Genomic DNA, 21,130 nt, shown 5'->3' on the forward strand with positions numbered 1-21,130 from the left:
CACGCACCCTTTTCAGGGATACGCCGAAATTTTACCATTCAGGAGGGCCGATGAGCCACATAGACAACGGTTTCCGTTCGCTAACACTTAAACGTTTCCCGGAGACGGATGACGTTAACCCGCTGCTGGCGTGGGAAGCGGCAGATGAATATCTGCTGCAACAGCTGGACGACACGGAAATTAGCGGCCCGGTGCTCATCCTGAATGATACCTTTGGCGCGTTGGGCTGTGCGCTGGCGGAACATACGCCGTATAGCATTGGCGACTCTTACTTAAGCGAGCTGGCGACGCGTGAAAACCTGCGTCATAACGATATCGCGGAATCCAGCGTCAAGTTTCTCGACAGCACCGCAGAATATCCGCAGGCGCCGGGCGTGGTGCTGATTAAGATCCCAAAAACGATGGCGCTGCTGGAGCAACAGCTGCGCGCATTGCGTGAAGTGGTGACGCCGCAAACGCGCATTATCGCTGGCGCGAAAGCCCGCGATATTCACACCTCAACGCTTGAACTGTTTGAAAAAGTACTTGGCCCGACTACGACGACCTTGGCGTGGAAGAAAGCCCGTCTTATTAACTGCACCTTCAGTAAGCCAGATCTGGCGGATGCTTCGCTGACGCTGAGCTGGAAGTTAGAAGGCACCGACTGGACTATCCACAACCACGCGAACGTCTTCTCGCGTACCGGGTTGGATATCGGCGCGCGCTTCTTTATGGAGCACCTGCCGGATAATTTGGAAGGCGAGATTGTCGATCTCGGCTGCGGTAACGGCGTTATCGGTATGACTTTGCTGGAGAAGAATCCAGAAGCCAGCGTGGTATTTGTTGATGAATCCCCGATGGCGGTGGCCTCCAGCCGTTTGAACGTAGAAAGCAACCTGCCGGAAGCATTGGATCGCTGCGAGTTTATGATCAACAACGCGCTGTCTGGCGTTGAGCCATTCCGCTTTAACGCGGTGCTGTGCAACCCGCCGTTCCACCAGAAACATGCGCTGACCGATAACATCGCGTGGGAAATGTTCCACCATGCGCGCCGCTGCCTGAAAATTAACGGCGAGCTGTATATCGTGGCCAACCGCCACTTGGATTATTTCCACAAGCTTAAGAAGATTTTCGGTAACTGCGAAACCATCGCCACCAATAACAAGTTTGTGGTGCTGAAAGCGGTGAAATTAGGCCGCCGCCGCTAATTAAATCACCTGTTCTATCCCGTAGGCCTGATAAGCAAAGCGCCATCAGGCAATACGGTGCAGATTGCCGGATGGCGGCGTGACCGCCTTATCCGGCCTACATTTCTAGTGCCAACTTCGTTCCCTGCGCAATGGCCCGACGGGCGTCCAGCTCGCCTGCCACATCGCTACCACCAATCAGATGCACCTTTTTCCCTGCCACCTGTAGCGGCTCAGCGAGCTCACGGTTAGGCTCCTGGCCGGCGCAAATAATCACGTTATCAACTGCCAATAGCTGCGGCTGGCCGTCGATCTCCACGTGTAATCCCGCATCGTCGATTTTCTGATAGCTTACCGCTGGGATCATTTTCACGCCGCGAGACAGCAGGGTGGTGCGGTGGATCCAACTGGTGGTTTTGCCAAGTCCCTCGCCGGGTTTACTGGCTTTACGCTGCAGCATCACAATCTGCCGTGGGCTGCGTGTCAGATGCGGCCCTTCCGGGCGCAGGCCGCCCGCCTGCTGAAGGCTGGTATCGATGCCCCATTCGACGCAAAACTCGGCAATATTTTGACTGGTTGGATTGCCGGACTGACTTAGATACATGGCGGTATCAAAGCCGATCCCACCGCAGCCGACGATCGCCACCCGCTGGCCGACCGGCGCTTTATCACGCAGCACGTCGAGGTAGGTCAACACTTTGGGATGGTCGATCCCCTCGATCGGTGGCGTGCGCGGCACGATCCCGCTGGCGAGGATAACCTCATCAAAATCCAGCAGAGAATCGGCGCTGACCCGCTGATTCAGGCGCAGCGTCACGCCGGTGACATCAATCATCCGCCGGTAATAGCGCAGCGTTTCATAAAACTCTTCTTTCCCCGGGATCTGCTTAGCGATATTAAACTGTCCGCCGATCTCGGCATTGGCGTCAAACAGCGTCACCTGATGGCCACGCGAGGCGGCATTAACAGCAAACGAAAGCCCCGCCGGACCTGCGCCGACTACCGCCAGATTTTTGCGATGCGTAGCGGGGACTATCGGCATTTTGGTTTCATGGCAGGCGCGCGGGTTCACCAAACAGGACGTGACTTTGCCGACAAAGATCTGATCCAGACAGGCCTGGTTACAGCCGATACAGGTGTTGATCTCATCGGCCCGGCCCGATTGCGCTTTTGATAACAGCTCAGCGTCGGCGAGGAACGGGCGCGCCATCGACACCATATCGGCATCGCCGCGCGACAGGACATCGTCAGCAACCTGCGGATCGTTAATACGGTTAGTGGTGACCAGCGGGATCGTCACATGGCCCTTAAGTTTGCGCGTAACCCAGCTAAACGCCCCGCGTGGTACCGGCGTGGCAATCGTTGGGATCCGCGCTTCGTGCCAGCCTATCCCGGTGTTGATTATCGTCGCGCCCGCGTCCTCAATGGCTTGCGCCAGCCGAACGGTTTCATCAAACGTCCCGCCGTTGTCCACTAGGTCGAGCATCGACAGGCGATAAACGATAATGAAATCTTTGCCGACGCGCTGGCGCACCGCGCGTACCACCTCTACGGCAAATCGCATGCGGTTAGCGTAGTCGCCGCCCCATTGGTCATCACGCTGGTTGGTGCGGGCTGCCAGAAACTCGTTAATCAGATAGCCCTCAGAACCCATAACTTCCACGCCGTCGTAGCCTGCCTCACGCGCTAACTGGGCACAGTGGGCAAAGTCATCAATCAGGGCGAGGATCTCGTCATGCGTGAGCGCGTGCGGCGTAAAGCGGTTTATCGGCGCCTGAAGCGCCGAGGGCGCGACCAGCTTTGGCTGGTAGCTGTAGCGGCCGGTATGCAGGATCTGCAGCGCAATTTTCCCGCCTTCCTGGTGCACTGCGTCAGTAATGATACGGTGATGGGGGAGCTGGCTAACGTCATTGAGCATCGCACCGCCCGCCATTCCGACGCCGGTGGCGTCAGGGGCAATCCCGCCGCTGACAATCAGCGCGACGCCATGGCGTGCGCGTTCAGCGTAGAACGCCGCCAGACGCTCTGCACCGTCGGGATACTCCTCAAGCCCGGTGTGCATTGAACCCATCAGCACGCGGTTTTTTAGCTGGGTAAAACCCAGATCGAGCGGGGCGAACAGCGACGGATAGCTCATAAGATTGTCCAGTATGTAAAATTATTGTTATGTGGTCGGATGAGTTACTAATTTAGCCGTCGGCAAGAAAAAGGGGAAAAGGGGAATGCGATGAATGTGATGGGATTCAAAGAACGCCCCCTTTGCTGGGGGCGTATCTCAGTGTGTGGACTCTGCGAATGCAACCCGCTTACCAAGCGTATCAAACAGATGGAGGTGAGCTTCCTGCACGGTCAACGTAAGCGGCTGCATGGCAGGGAAACTCAACTGCTGGAAAGATTTCAGGCAAACCGAACGCCCGGCGATCTCTAGCCAGACCAGCGTGGAGTCTCCCTGAAGCTCACATAAGCGGGTATGACCGCTCAGGCTGAAGTCGCCCGCCTGCTGATACTGCATATTCTCAGGGCGAATGGCGACAAACATCTTATCTCCTTCACGCACTCCCAAGGGCTGACGCGAGAGGGGGAAGATGATGTTATCAGTAATATGTAACGCGCCCTGGCACCAGACGGCAGGGAGAATATTGATTTTTGGCGTGCCTATAAACTCGGCTACAAACAGGTTTGCTGGGGTGTTATACAGTTCAAGTGGCGTGCCGATCTGCTCAACTTTTCCTTTGTATAGCACCACGATTCGGTCGGCGAGCGTCATGGCTTCGACTTGGTCGTGGGTGACATAAATCATTGTATTTTTGAGTGAATTATGCAGTTGTTGAATTTCCTGGCGCATTTCTACGCGCAGAGCGGCGTCCAGATTAGACAGCGGTTCATCGAATAAAAACAGCTCCGGCTGCTGGACGATAGAGCGCCCAATGGCCACGCGCTGGCGTTGACCACCGGAAAGATTTTGCGGCAGCCTGTCGAGCATCTCACCGAGCTTAAGCATGTCGGCGGCGCGATCGATGCGCCGAGTGATTTCATCGGCCGGGGTACGAATATTGCGTAGACCAAAAGAGAGATTTTCCCGCACCGTCATATGGGGATAAAGCGCATAAGACTGGAAAACCATCGATAGGCTACGCTTTCCTGCCGCTAGGTGGGTGACGTTTTTTTCTCCCATCATCAGCGTGCCGCTATCGGGCATCTCGAGGCCGGCTATCATGCGCAGCAGCGTCGACTTACCGCAGCCGGAAGGGCCGACCAGCACGATGAATTCGCCAGAGGTAATCTCCAATGACAAATTTTCAATGATGGTCGCCTTGCCGTAATTCTTATGGATATTGCTCAGGGAAAGGGCGGTCATAGCATCTCCTTTGCAGTGCGATGAGCGGTTATCAAGGCCAGCACTTCCTTGGTTTTGGTGGCGAGCAGGTCGGCATCGCCGCGGGTTTCGACATTCAGGCGTAGCAGCGGCTCGGTGTTGGAAGCGCGTAAATTAAAACGCCAGTCAGCGAAGGCGAGGCTGACTCCATCGCAGTCGTCGTATCGCGCGTCCTTTGCCCGGTAGTGTGCGGCGATGTTTTGCAGGATGGTCGCCGGGTCGTCAACGACCAGATTAATCTCGCCGGAAACGGGAAAACGCGCCCGGGCGTCGGCGATAAAGGCGGACAGAGGCTGGCTACCGGCACCAATGATTTGCAGCATCAGCACCAGTGGAATCATGCCGCTGTCACAGTAACCAAATTCGCGAAAGTAGTGATGGCCGCTCATTTCGCCGCCGTAGATGGCATCTTCCTCACGCATGCGGGCTTTGATAAACGCATGCCCGGTTTTGCTGATAATAGGCTTACCACCGCTGAGATTGATGATATCCAAAGTATTCCAGGTTAGGCGCGGGTCAAGGATCACGTAGCTGTTGGGTGATTGGTGTAAAAAATGCCGGGCAAACAGCCCCACAAGGTAATAGCTCTCGATAAACTCACCGCGCTCGTCGAAGAAAAAGCAGCGATCGAAATCGCCGTCCCAGGCGATGCCGAAATCTGCATGCTGTTCGATAACTGCCCGTTGGGTTGTTCGCCGGTTCTCAACCAGCATTGGGTTTGGTACCCCCGCCGGAAAGTGGCCGTCAGGCTGATGGTGTAGACGGATAAATTCAATGTGTGCGCCAGCACTTTCCAGCCCTTTCGCCAGCGCATCGAATGCCGCTCCCGCCGTGCCGTGCCCGGCATTGACCACGACGCGCAGCGGGCGAACCGGTGGCAGTCTGAAGAAGCATAGCAGGCATTGAACCCAGGCGGGGCGGTTATCGTAGGCGGTCATTACGCCGTGATGAACAGCAGGGGAAAAGGCATTTTTTTCCGCCAGCGCTTTGATCTCCAGCAGCCCATTGTCATTGCTGATAGGGCGCGCCTCTTCGCGGACCAGCTTCATGCCGTTGTAATCAGCGGGATTATGGCTGGCGGTGATCTCAATGCCGCCATCGGCCCGCAGTTCGCGGGTGGCGAAGTAGATCTCCTCGGTTCCCGACAAGCCAATATCAATCACATCAACGCCGCTGGCCATTAGCCCCTCGGCCAGCGCAGTTTTCAGCGCCTCTGAGCTCAGGCGAATATCCGCGCCGACGACCACCCGCCGTGGGCGTAACCAAGCGGCATAGGCCCGGCCAATGCGAAAGGCGACTTCGGGCGTCAGGTCGACATCGACTTTGCCGCGAATGTCGTAAGCTTTAAAACAGGTCAGTTCATCCATAATCCACTCTTCTGTTAAGCATTATGCGCTAGGCCGTTTCCCGCACGATGAGCTGGTATTCCAGCGCATGGTGGGTGATTGGCCCATTGTTCAGGAGTAATTCAACGGCGATTTCGCCTTTGCGCTCCGCATCCTGGGCGATGGTGGTCAGCCCTATGCCGTTCACTTCCGGCGTGATGTTGTCGAAGCCCGTAATGGCAATTTGCTGAGGGATGGCAAGATTATTTCGCTGACAGAAATTCATCGCGCCAATGGCAAAACGATCCGACAGACAGATCAGGGCGGTAATGGCTGGATGACGCGCCAGCAGGGTTTCTGCCGCCAGCTCGCCGTGTTGCTCATCATGAGATGTTTCGTAGAGCCAGCAGTCATCTGACGGAATGGCGTACTGGAGAAACGTCTCCCGGCAGGCATTGACGCGCGTCAGCATCAGGGTGTTATCGCCAGCGATGGTTTGCTCAAGATTACGTATTCCATGAATGCCTGGGCTTGAGGAGAACGAGATGATGCCAAAGTGGCGATGCCCTTTGTTAATCAGGTAGGTGGTGATATCACGCATGGCGCTGGCGTTATCAATAGAGACGCTACTGTACTGCGGTAGTTGGAAATCGAGCGTCACCACCGGGAGGCTCCGTGCGAGCGTTTGCTGGATGATGGCGGCGCTGTTATGGGTGGCATTGAGGATATAGCCGTCGACCAGCGTGGTGAGCGAAGGCGCTGCGCTGGTGGCCCCTTTTTTTAACGGGATCAACACTAGATTGGTATTCTGTTCTTCGCAACGTACGGCAATTCCGCGCATCAACTTGATGTCGTGGGGATCGATAAAAACATAGCTCATCGAGTCATTAAATATCACCCCGATGGTGTCCGATTTTCCGGTACGTAGCGCACGGGCAAGCTTATCTGGCCCCTGAAAACCAACCGAATTTGCATAGGATAAAATGCGCTCGCGCAAACTGGCTGAGAGCTTGTCGGGGTTATTCCATGCATTAGATACCGTAGTATGAGAAATACCCATATCTTTCGCTAATGATTTAACGGTGACTCTTTCTTTTGACGTCTCTTTGTATATATCGGACATTATATTTTCTTGTTTTGTGTTCGCGTTAATTATGATTTATCTGTCTTTTTATTTCTTAATAAATTGCAGCTGAGTTTATCGTTAAACAAAAATAGTTTTGTGATTTGTTTAACGTTAAACATAAAAAATGGGTGTTAGCTTACGCGTTATTCACGGCAGGGCTGCGGTAAATAAATAATACTGATAAAGCGTTAGGGAGATATATTGTGAATGTTTCAACGGTTGCTAAATTAACGGCGTCAATATTACTTGGTCTCTGTATTTCCGGCTGCGGGCCAGACGATAAAAAGGAGACGCAGGAGAGTGCTCAAACTCCTATTAAAATGTGGGTGGCACCCAATGAGAATGAAGAAGCCTTCTGGAACAAAATGGTAACAGAATGGAATAAAGACCCCGCGCATACGCCGGTTACATTTACCACGATTCCCGCCGCCAATAGTTCGGAAGAAGCCATTATGAATGCGCTTGCTTCCGGAACTGAGCCGGATATTTCCAGTAATATCTTTATTGGCTTTGCAAGTCAGTTGGTCGATGTAGGGCAGATTGAGGATTTATCCAAAATGCCGGGTTTTGATGATCTGATTAAAACGCGCCAGATGACGGCAATTCTTCCTGCATGGAAGCTCAACGATCAGCAAAACGTTCTGCCCATTTATATCAACCCTATCGTTTGGTGGTGGCGCGGCGATCTGCTGGAAAAATACGGTTTCGACCATGCCCCAACCCGCTATGACGAGGTGTATCAACTGGCTGAGCGTCGGGCGGCGGATAACAACGGCTATGTGATGCAGCTAACCGCCGGTAAAAACTGGTGGGATCGCTGGTTTGACTTCATTCCACTGTACTATGCGCAAGGCGGCGGTGAATCCTATATCGCAGATAAAAAAGCCGGGTTTAATAACCCTGCGGGCCAGGCTGTATTGACCTTTATGGATAAAGTCTTTAGCAAAAAATGGAGCAGCTACGATTTCACTTCCGCCGACGACCCGCTGGCAACAGGGCAGGTGCTGGCTTCTGCGCGGGGCCCCTGGGATCTTGCTCGCTACCGCAAACAGTATCCTGACATCCTGAAAACTATCAAGATTGGCCCGATGCTGACACAAAACGGCGTGGCACACCCGCATACATTTGGCGACAGTAAAGGCATGGTGATGTTCAGTTCCAGCAAGTATAAAACCGAGGCTTGGACGTTTATGCAGTGGGTCTTTAACAATGCTGAGCACGATCGCACCTGGCTTGAGCTGACCGGCATGCCGCCTGCCCGCGCCGACCTGATGACCAACCCGCTGTTTACCCAATATTTTGCGCAAAACCCGCTGGAAAAAGAGATCGCCTCTTACGTGGATGTTGCCCTGCCGCCGGTGGCGACCCCGCAAACTACCGAAGTCCAGCGCAGCATGACGCAAATGCTGGAGCGCGTGATTTTTAACCATGACGCCCCGGCAAAAGCGTTAGAGCAATCTCAACAAGAAATTAATGCCCAGCTAGCCAAATAAGGGGAAGTCATGGCCGGATATGATTCCCGCACCGGAGGTCTGTTGGCCTCCGCATGGATTGGATATTCATTGCTGTTCTGGTTCTACCCATTGGCCTGGCTGCTAGTGTTGAGCGTGACCCACTGGCAGTTTATCGGTACGCCCCGTTTTACGGGGCTACAGAATATTATTGGCGTGGTGAATGATAAATTATTCTGGATCTCAATGTGGAATATTTGTCGATTCCTGATGTGGTATTTACCGATCGTATTTATCACTTCATTATTATTCGCCGCCGGCTTGCGCAGAATTAAATACGGTAAAGGATTTATTGCACTCAGTTTTTTACTGGCCAATATCTCATCAGGCGTGGCCTATTCCATCGTGTTTTCTAAGTTGTTTAGTGAGTACGGCCCGGTTAATCAGTTTTTACGTGAGACGTTCAATATATCTGTTCCCTGGTTTACCAACCCAGATTGCGCCATGCTCTCGATAGCGCTGATCGTCACCTGGAAATTTGTCGGCTATTACGGACTTATTCTTTACTCTGGAATGCAGGCCATTCCTCAGGATATTTATAGTGCCGCCGTGCTGGATAAAACTGGCCGTTTCAAACAAGGTTGGGCCATCACGCTGCCGATGATGAACCCGCAGATCGTGATGGTGATGGTACTGGCAATTACCGTCGCCTTTAGCATTTTTACCGAGCCTTATCTGATAACCGGCGGTGGGCCGCTAAATAGCACGACCAGCCCGATGGTGGTGATGTATGAAGCGGCATTCCAGAATATGAAGCCTACCTGGGCCGCCGCGATGTCGATTATCGTTGCTGGATGCAGTTTCTTGGCGATCTGGATTTTCCGCAAACTGTTTGAAAAAAATATCGAGATTGTGTGAATGAAAAAACTCACGCCATTAGGCTTAGCAATTCATGCGGTGATGTTTTTGCTGGCGCTAAGCTGGCTCTACCCGTTCATCTGGATGGTGATCTCTTCGCTAAAACCAACGGCGGAGATTTACACCACTGGGTTGTTTTCCGGTCATTTCACCTTGGAGAACTACAGCTTTCTTTTTGATAACAGCAATCGTGCGGACAAACCCTTCCTCCGTACGCTGGGCAACTCGCTGTTCGTTTCACTCACCATTACGGCCTGTGTCACCGTGACCTCAATGCTGGTGGGATACGCGCTGGCGAAGACCGAGTTTTACGGCAAAAACGCTTTTCGCAATTTGCTCATTGTGCAGATGGTGTTCCCGGTGTTCATGTTCATCATCCCGCAATTTGTCTTGATGCGTGAGCTGGGGCTGATTAACGGCTACAGCGCGATGATCCTGCCCTATGCCATGAGCGCGTGGGGGATCTTTATGGTGTCGCAAAGCTTCAAGGGAACGCCGAACGATTATCTGTACGCCGCGCGACTCGATCACGCCAGCCTGTGGGGCATTCTGCGGCACGTCATGATGCCGCTGAACAAATCCATTCTGGCCATTGTGGCGCTGTTTACCTTCTCCAGCTCCTGGGACAACTTCCTCTGGCCGCTGATCGTGATACGTGACGTCGACAAGATGCCGTTCTCGGTGCTGCTCGCCACCTTCAGCAAATCCTATGGTGTCTATCTGGGCCCGGTCATGGCCGGTGCGGTCGTGCAGATGCTGCCGGTGGTGGTGTTGTTCATCCTGTTCCGTAAATACTTCTTACAGGGCATGTCGTTATCACTGAAATAAGGAACGCTGCGGTGACTGATCAACCCTGGTGGCAGGCGTCTACCTGCTATCAAATATATTTGCCCTCGTTTTGTGATGGCAACGGCGATGGGCTGGGGGATTTCCCCGGTTTATTATCGAAAGTGGACTACTTACAGCAGCTCGGCGTCGGCGCTATCTGGATCACTCCGTTTTACCCGTCGCCGCTGGTCGATAACGGCTATGACATCAGCGATTACTGTGCTGTCGATCCACGCTTTGGTACGCTGGCCGATTTTCAACGGGTGGTCGAATGCTGCCACGCACGTGGTATTCGCGTCATTATCGATCTCGTGGTGAACCACGTGTCGTCGGCGCATCCGTGGTTTCGCGATGCGTGGAATAACCCGGCCAGCCGCTACCGCAACTACTTTCTGTTTAGCAAGACGCCGAATAACTGGCAGTCATTCTTTTCTGGCAGCGCCTGGTGCGCGGAGCCGGATACCGGCGAATATTACTACCATAAGTTTGCCCCGCAGCAGGTCGACCTGAATTGGGCGAACCCGCAGGTGGAGCAGGAGATTTACCGGGTTATTGATTTCTGGAAAGCGCAGGGTGTAGATGGCTTTCGTTTTGATGTGATCAATTTTCTGACCACCAACGGCATTGGCCCTGATAACCCGATAGAAGACGGCGAACAGCGCCACGAATTTGATATCAACCAGCCGGGCATTATCGACACGCTACGCCGCCTATGCGGCTATGTTCGCCAGCAGGGGAGCAGCTTCTTGATCGCTGAGATCGGCAGCGACGAGCTGGATATTCTGGCGCGCTACCAAAGCCCCGAGCTGATGGATGTGGTGTTCAATTTCAATATTGGTAGCCAGAAAACCTTTGATATCTCTCGCTTATGCTCAGAGATCAACGCCACGCAGGCGCGGCAATCTGGCCTACCTACGCTCTTTTTTTCCAGCCACGATATGCCGCGAATGATCGGTCGCTTTGGCGAAGGCCCGCGCGATAGCGAGCGGGCGCTTGCGGTGCTGGCGCTACAGCTGACCCTGCGCGGCGTGCCTTTTATTTTTCAGGGTGAAGAGCTGGGGATGACAGACTATCTCCCGCAGTCAGTGGAGCAGATTTTTGATGTTCAGGGCAAAACCCGTTACCACACCGCGCTTGAGCAGGGGGCGGATGCCGACCAAGCGCTGACGCTGGCGCTCGAACATTCGCGCGATGCCTCGCGCGCGCCGCTGCCGTGGAGCGATGCGCCGTTTGCCGGATTTTCAACCGTGCGCCCTTGGATGCCGATCGGCGATGACTATCCGCAAATCAATGCCGTGAAGCAGCAGCAAATGCCCGATTCACTATGGCGGCATTATCAGGCGCTGATTGCGCTGCGCAGGCAAACGGAGGCTATGCGCGAGGGCGACGCCGGGCTGTTGGCGCTTACCAAGGGGTGCGTCCGGTTTACACGCTCGACGCCAAACGAACGGATATGGGTGGCAATCAATTTCGGCATGCCGGTACACAATCCCTGGCGGGCGATTGCCGCCGATGTGCTGTACGGGCAGGACACACAATGGCTGGGCAAAAATCACATTTTGATGAAAAGGAGAGTTCATGAATCGACACAGTCTTAATCCGCTGATTACGCCGCACGATGTGGTGCCATCGATACCGGGGCGGAAAGTCGAATGCGTATTCAACACCGGCGTAACCGAGTACAACGGCGAGATCATCCTGTTGCTACGCGTGGCTGAAAGCGTTATCAACGACGATCCTCGGCAGATCGTCGTGCCGCTGCTTGAAGAGCAAAATGGCATCTGGCGGCAGTCGACGAAAACATTCGATCGCGCTGATGAGCGCTTCGACTTCAGCGATCCGCGCACTATTGTGCTCAAGAACGATCCGGCGCAGGTGTGGCTGACCTCGATGTCCCATCTACGCCTGGCGCGTAGCCGGGACGGCGTGCATTACACCATTGATGCTCAGCCGTTTATCCTCGCCGACAGCCGCTATGAGGAGTATGGCTGCGAAGATGCACGCATCACGCGGGTTGACGATCGCTGGTATATCAACTATTCCGCCGTTTCATCATTAGGTATCTCCACAGGTCTCGCCATCACCCGTGATTTTGTCCATGTAGAAAAGCAGGGGCTGATTTTCTGCCCGGATAACCGCGATGTCTGCTTCTTCCCGGAAAAAGTTGGCGGTCGCTATATGGCGTTAACGCGTCCTGCGCCGTGCCATTTTGGCCACCCCGAGATCTGGATCTGCGAGTCACCCGATATGCTGCACTGGGGTAATCATCAGCATCTGCTTGGGCGCTCCGGGGATGAGTGGGACGCGAACAAATCGGGCGGCGGTGCGCCGCTGATTAAAACCGAGCGCGGCTGGCTTGAGATCTATCACGGCGTAGATGCAAGGCAGCGCTACTGTCTGGGGGCGCTACTGCTGGATCTTAACGATCCGCTGAAAATTTTGGCGAAATCACCGGTGCCGCTGCTGGAGCCAACGGCGCCCTACGAGCGGGAAGGATTTTTCGGTAACGTTGTCTTTACCTGCGGGGCGTTGGTGCGCGAAGATGTTCTGTATGTCTGGTATGGCGCGGCGGATGAATGCACTGCGTTGGCGACGCTACCGATGGATGCACTTTGGCATCATTTGGGCCTAGTTTAATGCACGATGAGGTGAGTGAACTGTACCGTCGCTACCGGCGGAACGCGCAGCCGTCGCGCCGTGGAAAAATAGTGTTCCATGGCGTAGAAGGGAGGGATGTGTACAACCCTACAGTGCCTTTTCTAAACAACGGTGGCTGGTGCATCGCCGCGCGCGTTGAGGTGCGCGACTGCGAGCGCTCTCAGGTATGTTTTTTTGCCTGGGATGGCGGTGAGCAGGCAACGTTGCTGCCTGACGCGCCGGTATTTGTGCTACAGGATCCCTTTATTGGGCGCATCGATGGGCAGTTGCTGTTTGGCGGCGTAGAGGTCTCTTTTTCGGCGGATGGCACGCCGCTACGCTGGCGCACGCAGTTCTTCTATGGCGCAACTATCGCCACGTTGCGGCCGCTAGCGACCGGGCCATGGGGCATGAAAGATATTCGTCTGGTCTCCTTGTATGATGGGCGCATTCTGGTATTTACCCGGCCACAGGGGGAGATAGGCGGACGCGGCACCATCGGCTGGACGATCATTTCCCGGTTGGATGAACTCAATGCGCAGACGATAGCCCGCGCCGCGCTGATTTCACACGTTGATGAACGCTGCTGGTGCGGCGTTAATGCGGCGTACCTGCTACCCTCGGGTAACGTTGGCGTTCTGGCGCATGTCGCTCAGTTTGACCATGCGGGAAACCGCCATTATTACGCGGCGCGTTTCATCTTTGACCCTCTTTCCGGTACCTCTTCTCCGATGGCGATTATTGCCTCTCGGGATGATTTTTTGCCGGGAGAGAGCAAGAGCGACGACCTGCAAGACGTTGTTTTTCCAGCCGGGCTGCTGGAGGATGGTAAGGGGAACGTTCGACTGTTCTGTGGAACCAGCGATTGCGAAGTTCAGTGGTGGGATATTGCTCCGCCGTTCGCGCAAGATAGAAAAAGAACGCCCCCTACGGATGCGTAGGGGGCGTAAGTTTACTGCTCAGTTGCCACCTGGTGTTGGCTGACTTGCAGGGCTGCCAGCGCATTACGCGCGGCTTTCAGCACCTGACCGCATTGTTCCATCGTTAGAGTCAACGGAGGTTCAATACGGATCGTCTTGGCATTGTTAAGCGTACCGGCTACCAGTACACGCTGGCGGAACATCTCGCTGGCAAAGTTGTAGCCGATTTCATTATCGACAAACTCAATCGCCATCAGCATTCCTCTGCCACGTGCTTCCCGCACCAAGTCTGGATATTCGCGGGCCATACTGCGGAAACCATCCAACAGGATATCGCCTTTCTGCTCGGCCTGAGCGGGCAGGTTTTCAGTCAGCAATACGTTGATGGTGGCCAGCGCCGCCGCACAGGCCAGCGGGTTGCCGCCAAAGGTGGTGGTGTGTAGGAACGGGTTGTCGAACAGCACCGAGAACACCTCTTCCGTGGCAATGGTGGCGCCGATAGGCATCACGCCTCCGCCGAGTGCTTTGGCTAGGCACAGGATATCCGGCTGCACGTTTTCGTGCTCACAGGCGAACATCTTGCCGGTGCGGCCCATCCCGGTTTGAACTTCATCAAAGATCAGCAGCGCACCGAACTCATCACACAGTTTACGCACGGCGGGCAGATAGCCTAGAGGCGGCAGGATCACGCCACCTTCGCCCTGAATAGGTTCAAGAATCACCGCGGCCACATCATCGCCGGTTTTCTGGCATTCGCTCAGCATGGTGCGCATGGCATCGATATTGCCGAACGGCACGTGGCGGAAGCCCGGCAGTAGCGGCATAAACGGTTTACGGAAGGTGGATTTGGCCGTAGCAGACAGTGCTCCAAGCGATTTGCCATGGAACGCGCCGCTGGTGGCGATAAACGTGAATTTGCCGCGCGGCGACTGGTAAGCTTTCGCCAGTTTTAGCGCAGCTTCCACCGACTCGGTACCGCTGTTGCTAAAGAAGCTGTACTTGAGTTTGCCTGGCGCAAGTGCGGCCAGCGTTTTAGCGAGCATCGCCCGTAGCGGGTCGAGTAACTCTTGGCTGTGAAGCGGTTGTTTGGCGAGCTGATTCTGTACGGCGGAAACCACCACTGGATTACGGTGCCCCACGTTGAAAATACCAAAACCGCCCAAGCAATCCAGAAACTCCTGGCCTTGGGTGTCAACAAGCGTATTTAACCCTCCCGCCTGCCACTCTACGGCTCCGTAATCCCCACCGGCTGTTACAGATTTTCGATACTCTAAAAACCCCGGATTCACATGTTCTTTAAAGTATTCCCTGACCTCTTGGTTAAGAGCTTTCATCTCCTCATGGTCAAGCGTTCGCTTTTCGATGAGATTCAGTGCGTGTGCGCTGCAGGCCAGAGCCGATGCGCTGGAAGGTAACCTGTTCAAAATGTGCTCCCGGGAATCACGTATCACATGATACTGAGTTAAGTATTGCAGGGATTACGCCACTTCCGAGGCTGCGGTGAAAATCGGGATAAATGCCAGGGGAAATCGCATCTGTACAATATTTAATCGTCCAGCGATGCGGGGAGGGGAAAAAGGCACGCTTTGGGCTGCAACCCTACTGTGCAGGTTGCCCCAGCGCGGTGCGCATTTTGCGCCAGGGTTGCGCGCCTTGTAAAAAGTAGGGCTTTTGTCTATTTTGCGATCTAACGCAAAATTAACAATTAAGGTTAATTAAATAACCTCCGATATAACAATTGTAATACATTTTCTTTCCGCACCTGAAAAGGATGTCCGTATGTCTACCCTGTCCGACCAAAACCAGCATGAATCTGTGCTGGACGATCACATCACCCTCATGTCGACCACCGACCTTAATAGCTGTATTACCCATGTTAACGATGCCTTTGTGAAGATAAGCGGCTATAGCCGTGAAGAGATGCTCGGCGTGCCGCACAATCTGGTGCGCCATTCCGATATGCCTAAAGCGGCGTTTGCCGACATGTGGCGAACGCTCAAGCAAGGTGAGCCATGGACCGGAATCGTGAAAAATCGCCCGAAAAGCGGCGGTCATTATTGGGTTCGCGCTAATGCCATTCCTCAGGTGCGTAATGGCAAAACCATCGGCTATATGTCGATTCGTACCAAGGCCAGCCCGCAGGAAGTGGCGGCCGTGGAACCGCTCTATCAGGCGTTACGCGAAGATCGCAGCCATCAGCGGCTGCATAAGGGGCGTGTCATCAGCAAACGCTGGTGGGGCAAGCTGTCAGCGATACCGCTGCGTTGGCGCGTGAGAAACGTGATGATGGGGCTATTTCTGCTGTTGGCCTGCTCGCTGCTCGCTCTGAATGCGCCAATGATGGCCGTGCTGGCATCCGCGGTTTTATTGCTGCTGACCACCGTGGTGTTCGAACGGCAGATCGTTCGGCCCATTGAGAACGTGGCGCGACAGGCGCTCTGCGTGGCGACCGGCGAACGTAACAGCGTTGAACAATTCGACCGTAGCGATGAGCTGGGACTGATCTTGCGCTCTGTGGGGCAGCTTGGCTTGATGTGCCGTTGGCTGATTAATGATGTCTCAAGCCAAGTGAACAGCGTCAGCGATGGCAGCGATGTGCTGGCGCGCGGCAATGATTCGCTTAATCAGCGCACCCAGGAAACGGTCGAAAACGTGCAGCAAACGGTCACCACAATGAATCAGATGGCGGCATCGGTGCAGAACAATTCACACACTGCGGCTCAGGCCGATAAGCTTTCGCTTGCCGCCAGTGGGGCCGCTACGCAGGGTGGGCAGGCCATGCACCGGGTGGTAAAAACCATGGAGGATATTGCCGATAGCACGCAGCGCATTGGGTCGATTACCACTCTAATTAATGACATCGCTTTCCAAACCAATATTTTGGCGCTGAATGCCGCCGTTGAGGCCGCGCGTGCCGGTGAGCAGGGAAGGGGCTTTGCGGTTGTTGCCGGCGAAGTGCGCCATTTGGCCAGCCGCAGTGCGACTGCCGCCAACGAAATTCGCCAACTCATTGAAGCCAGCGCCAGTAAGGTACAGTCGGGATCTGAGCAAGTGCATGCAGCGGGGCGTACGATGGATGACATTGTTTCACAGGTACAAAATGTCACCCAGCTCATTGCGCAGATTAGTCAGTCAACGTCAGAACAGGCAACGGGGCTGTCTGAGCTAACGCGTGCAGTGGCGAAGCTTGATGAGATAACCCAGCAGAATGCGGGGCTGGTGGCGGAGAGCGCCAGCGTATCGGCGATGGTCAAACGCCGCGCCAGCCGTCTTCAGGATGCGGTTACCGTGCTGCATTAATCTAACTGGATGATATCTAGCGCCGCGCGGTCGATGATACCGATGATCTGTTTTAGCTGCGCGTCGCTGATATCGCCCTGATTCACCCTCAAATCTAGCACGGCTTTGAAGTTATCCAACGCGCGCTTCATCTGCGGATTTTTACGCAACTCATGTCCCACCATTCTGGCTTTTAGCCGGGCCTGGATTTGTTCTACAGACGCTAGATTTTCCTCAAGCACCTGGCTGCCATCGGCGGTTATGGCAATTTTTTTACGCCCGCCGTCCTCTTCCTGAACGGTAATGAGCCCCTGATCCTGCAATAAATCGAGCGTCGGATAGATAACGCCGGGGCTTGGGCTGTAGTGGCCTTGGGTAAGAGCTTCAATTGCTTTAATGAGCTCATAGCCGTGGCTGGTGTTGTCTTTGAGGATGTTGAGGATGACTAGTCGTAACTCGCCATGCCCGAAGAAGCGCTGACGACGACCGCCACCGTGGTGTTCGGGGCCAGAGAAAGGTTTCATTCGTTGTTTCCCATTATGTTTTTTTGATATATCTAATTTATATCTAAATATCTATCTTTAGCAATATCTAAAATAATTAGTTGTTTATTTTGTTGATATGTAATGGTTTTATATCGTGCTTTGGAACGAGCTTACGACCTTTTAAATATATCATAAAAAGAGCTTGCTTTCTTTTCAATTGGCAATCATTATCATTTACAGAATTTTTAGATATATCTATTTACGAGAGAGACGCCAAATGAAAGAGCAAAAATACCCACAGCGCGTACGCAATGAACTCCGTTTCCGTGAATTAACTGTACTGCGCGTTGAGCGCATAGGCGTTGATTTCCAGCGGATCGTGCTGGGCGGCGACGCGCTTGAGGGCTTTAGCTCGCGCGGTTTTGACGACCACACCAAGCTGTTTTTCCCACAACCGGGAGCAACGCTAACGCCACCCACGATGAGCGACGAAGGCATCGTCTGGGCGGATGGCGTTCGCCCACAGGCGCGTGACTATACGCCGCTGTATAACGCTGAACGCCATGAATTGGCCTATGACTTCTTCATCCATGACGGCGGCGTTGCCAGCCAGTGGGCGATGGATGCCAAAGCCGGAGATACGCTGCTGATCGGCGGCCCGCGTGGTTCTCTGGTCGTGCCTGAGGATTATGCTTGGCAACTGTATGTTTGCGATGAGACGGGAATGCCCGCGCTGCGCCGTCGACTCGAGGCCTTGCGCCACCTGCCTAAACGCCCTCAGGTCAACGCGCTGGTGATGGTACGTGGCGAGGCGGATAAAGCCTATCTGGCCGGATTTGAGGATTGTAATATCGAGTGGTTTACCCGATACGATGCTGCGGCTGTAGCGGCGCGTTTGGCACAGTTCACGGTGCCGGAGTCGGACTATTTTATTTGGCTGACGGGCGAAGGCAAGGTGGTAAAAGCGCTGACCGACGGCTTCGTCACCGAGTCTATTGATCCGCAGCTGGTCCGCTCAAGCGCATATTGGCACGCAAAATAAGCCATCAACAGGCGCATTCCGCGCCTGTTTCCCAAACCTGTCTGCCTTCCTACCAATGCCGCTTTCTGCTTCTTTTGCTCAACGCTATTTATCGTGTCTTACGCGTATAAGCTCAGTGAGTGCCGTATTTTCCACACTTTTTATGCTCCTATATTTGAGCGGATTTTAGTGCATTTATTGCGTTTAAAAACGGAATATATTATTGTTTTATATGAATAATTAGTCGATTTTCATGCCTAATGATGATGTCAATCACCTTTGCTTTTATGCCAATAAAAAATCTGTAAAAGTAGATGTTTATCGACTTTTCGTCTAAAAGTATGGGGTCAATGGCTAGACATGACCATAAGATGGTTATCAAATGGTTAAAAAATACCGCGTCAGATGTAAAGCATCGACAAAATTAAAAAATGGCTAGTCTGCTTACACAACTTATACGCGTTGCGGCGCACCTTGTTTGGAGAAACTATGCATTCCTCTGTTAATAAAAACGAAAGCCGAACCTTTTTCGGTCACCCTTATCCATTGGGGTCGCTGTTCTTTACCGAAATGTGGGAGCGATTCTCGTTTTACGGTATCCGCCCATTACTGATCCTGTTTATGGCGGCGACCGTATATGACGGTGGTATGGGACTGGCTCGTGAAAATGCGTCGGCGATTGTCGGCATCTTCGCGGGGACCATGTACTTGGCAGCGCTGCCGGGCGGCTGGCTGGCAGATAATTGGCTCGGGCAACAAAGGGCCGTCTGGTACGGTTCGATTCTGATAGCGCTGGGCCACTTGTCCATTGCGCTGTCCGCATTTATGGGCGACAACCTGTTCTTTATCGGCCTGATGTTTATCGTGCTGGGTTCTGGGCTGTTTAAAACCTGTATCTCGGTGATGGTCGGTACGCTGTATAAAAAAGGTGATGCTCGCCGTGATGGCGGCTTCTCCCTGTTTTATATGGGCATCAATATGGGGTCGTTTATTGCGCCGCTGATTTCCGGCTGGCTGATTAAAAGCCATGGCTGGCACTGGGGCTTTGGTATCGGCGGTATTGGGATGCTGGTGGCACTGGTTATCTTCCGCATCTTTGCCGTACCGGCGATGAAACGCTATGACAGTGAAGTCGGGCTAGACTCAACGTGGAATAACCCCGTTGCCAAGAAGAGTGGCGTAGGTGCTTGGCTTGTGGCGCTGGCCGTTGGTGTTGCGGTTATCATCACGCTGATTATTCAGGGCATTATCGTTATTAACCCGGTTGCGGTAGCGAGCGTACTGGTTTATGTGATTGCCGTATCGGTTGCCCTGTACTTTATCTACCTGTTTGCTTTTGCGGGCCTCAGCCGCAAAGAACGCGCGCGTCTGCTGGTGTGCTTTATCCTGCTGGTTTCGGCGGCGTTCTTCTGGTCTGCTTTTGAGCAGAAACCGACCTCCTTCAACCTGTTCGCTAATGACTACACCAACCGTATGATCGGTGATTTCGAGATCCCGGCGGTATGGTTCCAGTCGATAAACGCCCTGTTTATCATCCTGCTGGCTCCGGTATTTAGCTGGGCATGGCCTGCGCTGGCGCGTAAAAATGTGCGTCTGGGCAGCATCACTAAATTTGTCATCGGTATTCTGTGTGCCGCTGCCGGCTTTGGTTTGATGATGATGGCCGCTCAGAACGTGCTGAGCAACGGTGGGGCAGGTGTTTCGCCAATGTGGCTGGTGGGCAGCATCCTGATGCTGACGCTTGGTGAGCTGTGCTTGAGCCCAATTGGCTTGGCAACGATGACGCTGCTGGCACCGGAAAGAATGCGTGGTCAGATGATGGGGCTGTGGTTCTGTGCCAGTGCGCTGGGCAACCTCGCAGCAGGCTTGATTGGTGGGCATGTGAAGGCCGATCAGCTCCATATGCTGCCTGACCTGTTCGCCCGTTGCTCTATCGCATTGCTGATTTGCGCCGCCGTTCTGTGCGTACTGATTGTGCCGGTGCGTCGCATGCTGGAGAACAGCAAGTCCAGCGCCGAGCAAAATTCAGCGACTAACGCGTAATCCAACCCGTTCTACTAAAACCAGCGCCAGTGGCGCTGGTTTTTTTTGTGCTAAATGGCAGCAAAATTGGCTTTAGCTCACGAAAAAACGCAATAACGTGAGCTGTTTCTTTGAAATGGCAACCTGTTTCAGTCCATAGTATAAACTTGTTTACTACGTGGTTAATTTAAGGACAAGCATATGCCAGCAGTCATTGATAAAGCATTGGATTTCATTGGTGGTATGAACACGTCTGAGCCAGTACCACAGTCCATGGATGAAAGTACAGCGAAGGGAATTCTTAACTATTTGAGTGAGTTGGGTACGCCAATCAGCCCTGTCGCCGTGACCGAACGCGGCCAACATGACGGGTGGAATAACGGCTTCACGAGTAAAGTGGCCAACTGGGCCGAGCGTGTCGAGTCTGGCGAACGTATTGTCATTAAGAACCCAGAGTTCTTCTCCTCCTACATGCGCGAGGAACTGAGCGCGCTGGTATAACCCCGCTTTTGTTGCTCTCACCTACGTCGTGAGAGTATTTTTCTTAGCCTTACCTAGAAACTGAAAAGGGCTGAC

General features: G+C 53.7%; 17 protein-coding genes. 11 read left to right on the forward strand and 6 right to left on the reverse strand.

The features are described 5' to 3' along the window. The first annotated feature begins 50 nt into the window (after positions 1-50). Entirely contained in the window at positions 51-1,187 is a 1,137-nt protein-coding gene (rlmG, locus tag AB4K05_RS00840; protein ID WP_368478174.1) for a 23S rRNA (guanine(1835)-N(2))-methyltransferase RlmG, read from the forward strand. A gap of 97 nt (positions 1,188-1,284) precedes the next feature. On the opposite strand, the gene AB4K05_RS00845 is transcribed toward rlmG, so the two are convergent. The 4 genes from AB4K05_RS00845 to AB4K05_RS00860 form a co-directional block, all read right to left on the reverse strand. Next, the gene (locus tag AB4K05_RS00845) at positions 1,285-3,303 is read right to left on the reverse strand and encodes an FAD-dependent oxidoreductase (protein ID WP_368478175.1); all 2,019 of its coding nucleotides are present in this window, start codon (positions 3,301-3,303) and stop codon (positions 1,285-1,287) included. A gap of 138 nt (positions 3,304-3,441) precedes the next feature. Beyond that, positions 3,442-4,524, reverse strand: coding sequence for an ABC transporter ATP-binding protein (locus AB4K05_RS00850; protein WP_368478176.1), 1,083 nt, complete (start codon positions 4,522-4,524; stop codon positions 3,442-3,444). Continuing rightward, entirely contained in the window at positions 4,521-5,909 is a 1,389-nt protein-coding gene (locus AB4K05_RS00855; RefSeq protein ID WP_368478177.1) for a phosphomannomutase CpsG, read from the reverse strand. The genes AB4K05_RS00850 and AB4K05_RS00855 overlap by 4 nt, the downstream gene beginning before the upstream one ends. Positions 5,910-5,937: 28 nt before the next feature. After that, on the reverse strand, positions 5,938-6,990 hold the full coding sequence (locus AB4K05_RS00860) for a LacI family DNA-binding transcriptional regulator (RefSeq protein WP_368478178.1): 1,053 nt from the start codon (positions 6,988-6,990) through the stop codon (positions 5,938-5,940). A gap of 206 nt (positions 6,991-7,196) precedes the next feature. Between AB4K05_RS00860 and AB4K05_RS00865 the strand changes: the two genes are divergently transcribed. Genes AB4K05_RS00865 through AB4K05_RS00890 form a run of 6 tightly spaced genes read left to right on the forward strand, consistent with a single transcriptional unit; the run spans position 7,197 to position 13,768 of the window. Next, entirely contained in the window at positions 7,197-8,486 is a 1,290-nt protein-coding gene (locus AB4K05_RS00865; protein WP_368478179.1) for an ABC transporter substrate-binding protein, read from the forward strand. A 9-nt stretch (positions 8,487-8,495) separates the two neighbouring features. Beyond that, on the forward strand, positions 8,496-9,362 hold the full coding sequence (locus AB4K05_RS00870) for a carbohydrate ABC transporter permease (protein ID WP_368478180.1): 867 nt from the start codon (positions 8,496-8,498) through the stop codon (positions 9,360-9,362). Further along, positions 9,363-10,190: a carbohydrate ABC transporter permease gene (locus AB4K05_RS00875; protein ID WP_368478181.1), complete on the forward strand. Its 828-nt coding sequence runs from the start codon at positions 9,363-9,365 to the stop codon at positions 10,188-10,190. Positions 10,191-10,201: 11 nt separating this feature from the next. Continuing rightward, positions 10,202-11,788, forward strand: coding sequence for an alpha-glucosidase (locus AB4K05_RS00880; protein WP_368478182.1), 1,587 nt, complete (start codon positions 10,202-10,204; stop codon positions 11,786-11,788). Continuing rightward, positions 11,769-12,827: a glycoside hydrolase family 130 protein gene (locus AB4K05_RS00885; RefSeq protein WP_368478183.1), complete on the forward strand. Its 1,059-nt coding sequence runs from the start codon at positions 11,769-11,771 to the stop codon at positions 12,825-12,827. The genes AB4K05_RS00880 and AB4K05_RS00885 overlap by 20 nt, the downstream gene beginning before the upstream one ends. Next, positions 12,827-13,768 carry a DUF1861 family protein gene (locus AB4K05_RS00890; protein ID WP_368478184.1) on the forward strand — a complete coding sequence of 314 codons (942 nt, stop codon included), beginning with the start codon at positions 12,827-12,829 and terminating at the stop codon, positions 13,766-13,768. Before AB4K05_RS00885 ends, AB4K05_RS00890 begins: the two co-directional genes overlap by 1 nt. An 11-nt stretch (positions 13,769-13,779) precedes the next feature. Here AB4K05_RS00890 and ygjG read toward each other — a convergent pair whose 3' ends face one another. Beyond that, positions 13,780-15,171 carry a putrescine aminotransferase gene (ygjG, locus tag AB4K05_RS00895; protein WP_368478185.1) on the reverse strand — a complete coding sequence of 464 codons (1,392 nt, stop codon included), beginning with the start codon at positions 15,169-15,171 and terminating at the stop codon, positions 13,780-13,782. Positions 15,172-15,526: 355 nt separating this feature from the next. Here ygjG and AB4K05_RS00900 point away from each other — a divergent pair, with 355 nt between their 5' ends. Then, complete coding sequence (locus AB4K05_RS00900; RefSeq protein ID WP_368478186.1) at positions 15,527-17,047, forward strand: methyl-accepting chemotaxis protein; 1,521 nt, start codon at positions 15,527-15,529, stop codon at positions 17,045-17,047. Here the strand turns inward: AB4K05_RS00900 and AB4K05_RS00905 are convergent. Continuing rightward, positions 17,044-17,550 (reverse strand): PadR family transcriptional regulator, encoded by a 507-nt coding sequence (locus AB4K05_RS00905; RefSeq protein ID WP_368478187.1) that lies wholly within the window; start codon positions 17,548-17,550, stop codon positions 17,044-17,046. The genes AB4K05_RS00900 and AB4K05_RS00905 overlap by 4 nt on opposite strands. Positions 17,551-17,788: 238 nt before the next feature. Here AB4K05_RS00905 and AB4K05_RS00910 point away from each other — a divergent pair, with 238 nt between their 5' ends. From AB4K05_RS00910 to AB4K05_RS00920, 3 genes are all read left to right on the forward strand, one after another. After that, entirely contained in the window at positions 17,789-18,553 is a 765-nt protein-coding gene (locus AB4K05_RS00910) for a siderophore-interacting protein (protein WP_368478188.1), read from the forward strand. A gap of 468 nt (positions 18,554-19,021) precedes the next feature. Then, positions 19,022-20,575, forward strand: a complete 1,554-nt coding sequence (locus tag AB4K05_RS00915; protein ID WP_368478189.1) for a peptide MFS transporter — start codon at positions 19,022-19,024, stop codon at positions 20,573-20,575. A 180-nt stretch (positions 20,576-20,755) separates the two neighbouring features. Continuing rightward, a complete protein-coding gene (locus AB4K05_RS00920) occupies positions 20,756-21,055 on the forward strand; it encodes a DUF1889 family protein (RefSeq protein WP_368478190.1) in 300 nt (99 codons plus the stop codon). Positions 21,056-21,130: the final 75 nt, after the last annotated feature.

The sequence above is a fragment of the Kluyvera sp. STS39-E genome (genome assembly GCF_040932435.1).
Taxonomy (GTDB): domain Bacteria; phylum Pseudomonadota; class Gammaproteobacteria; order Enterobacterales; family Enterobacteriaceae; genus Kluyvera.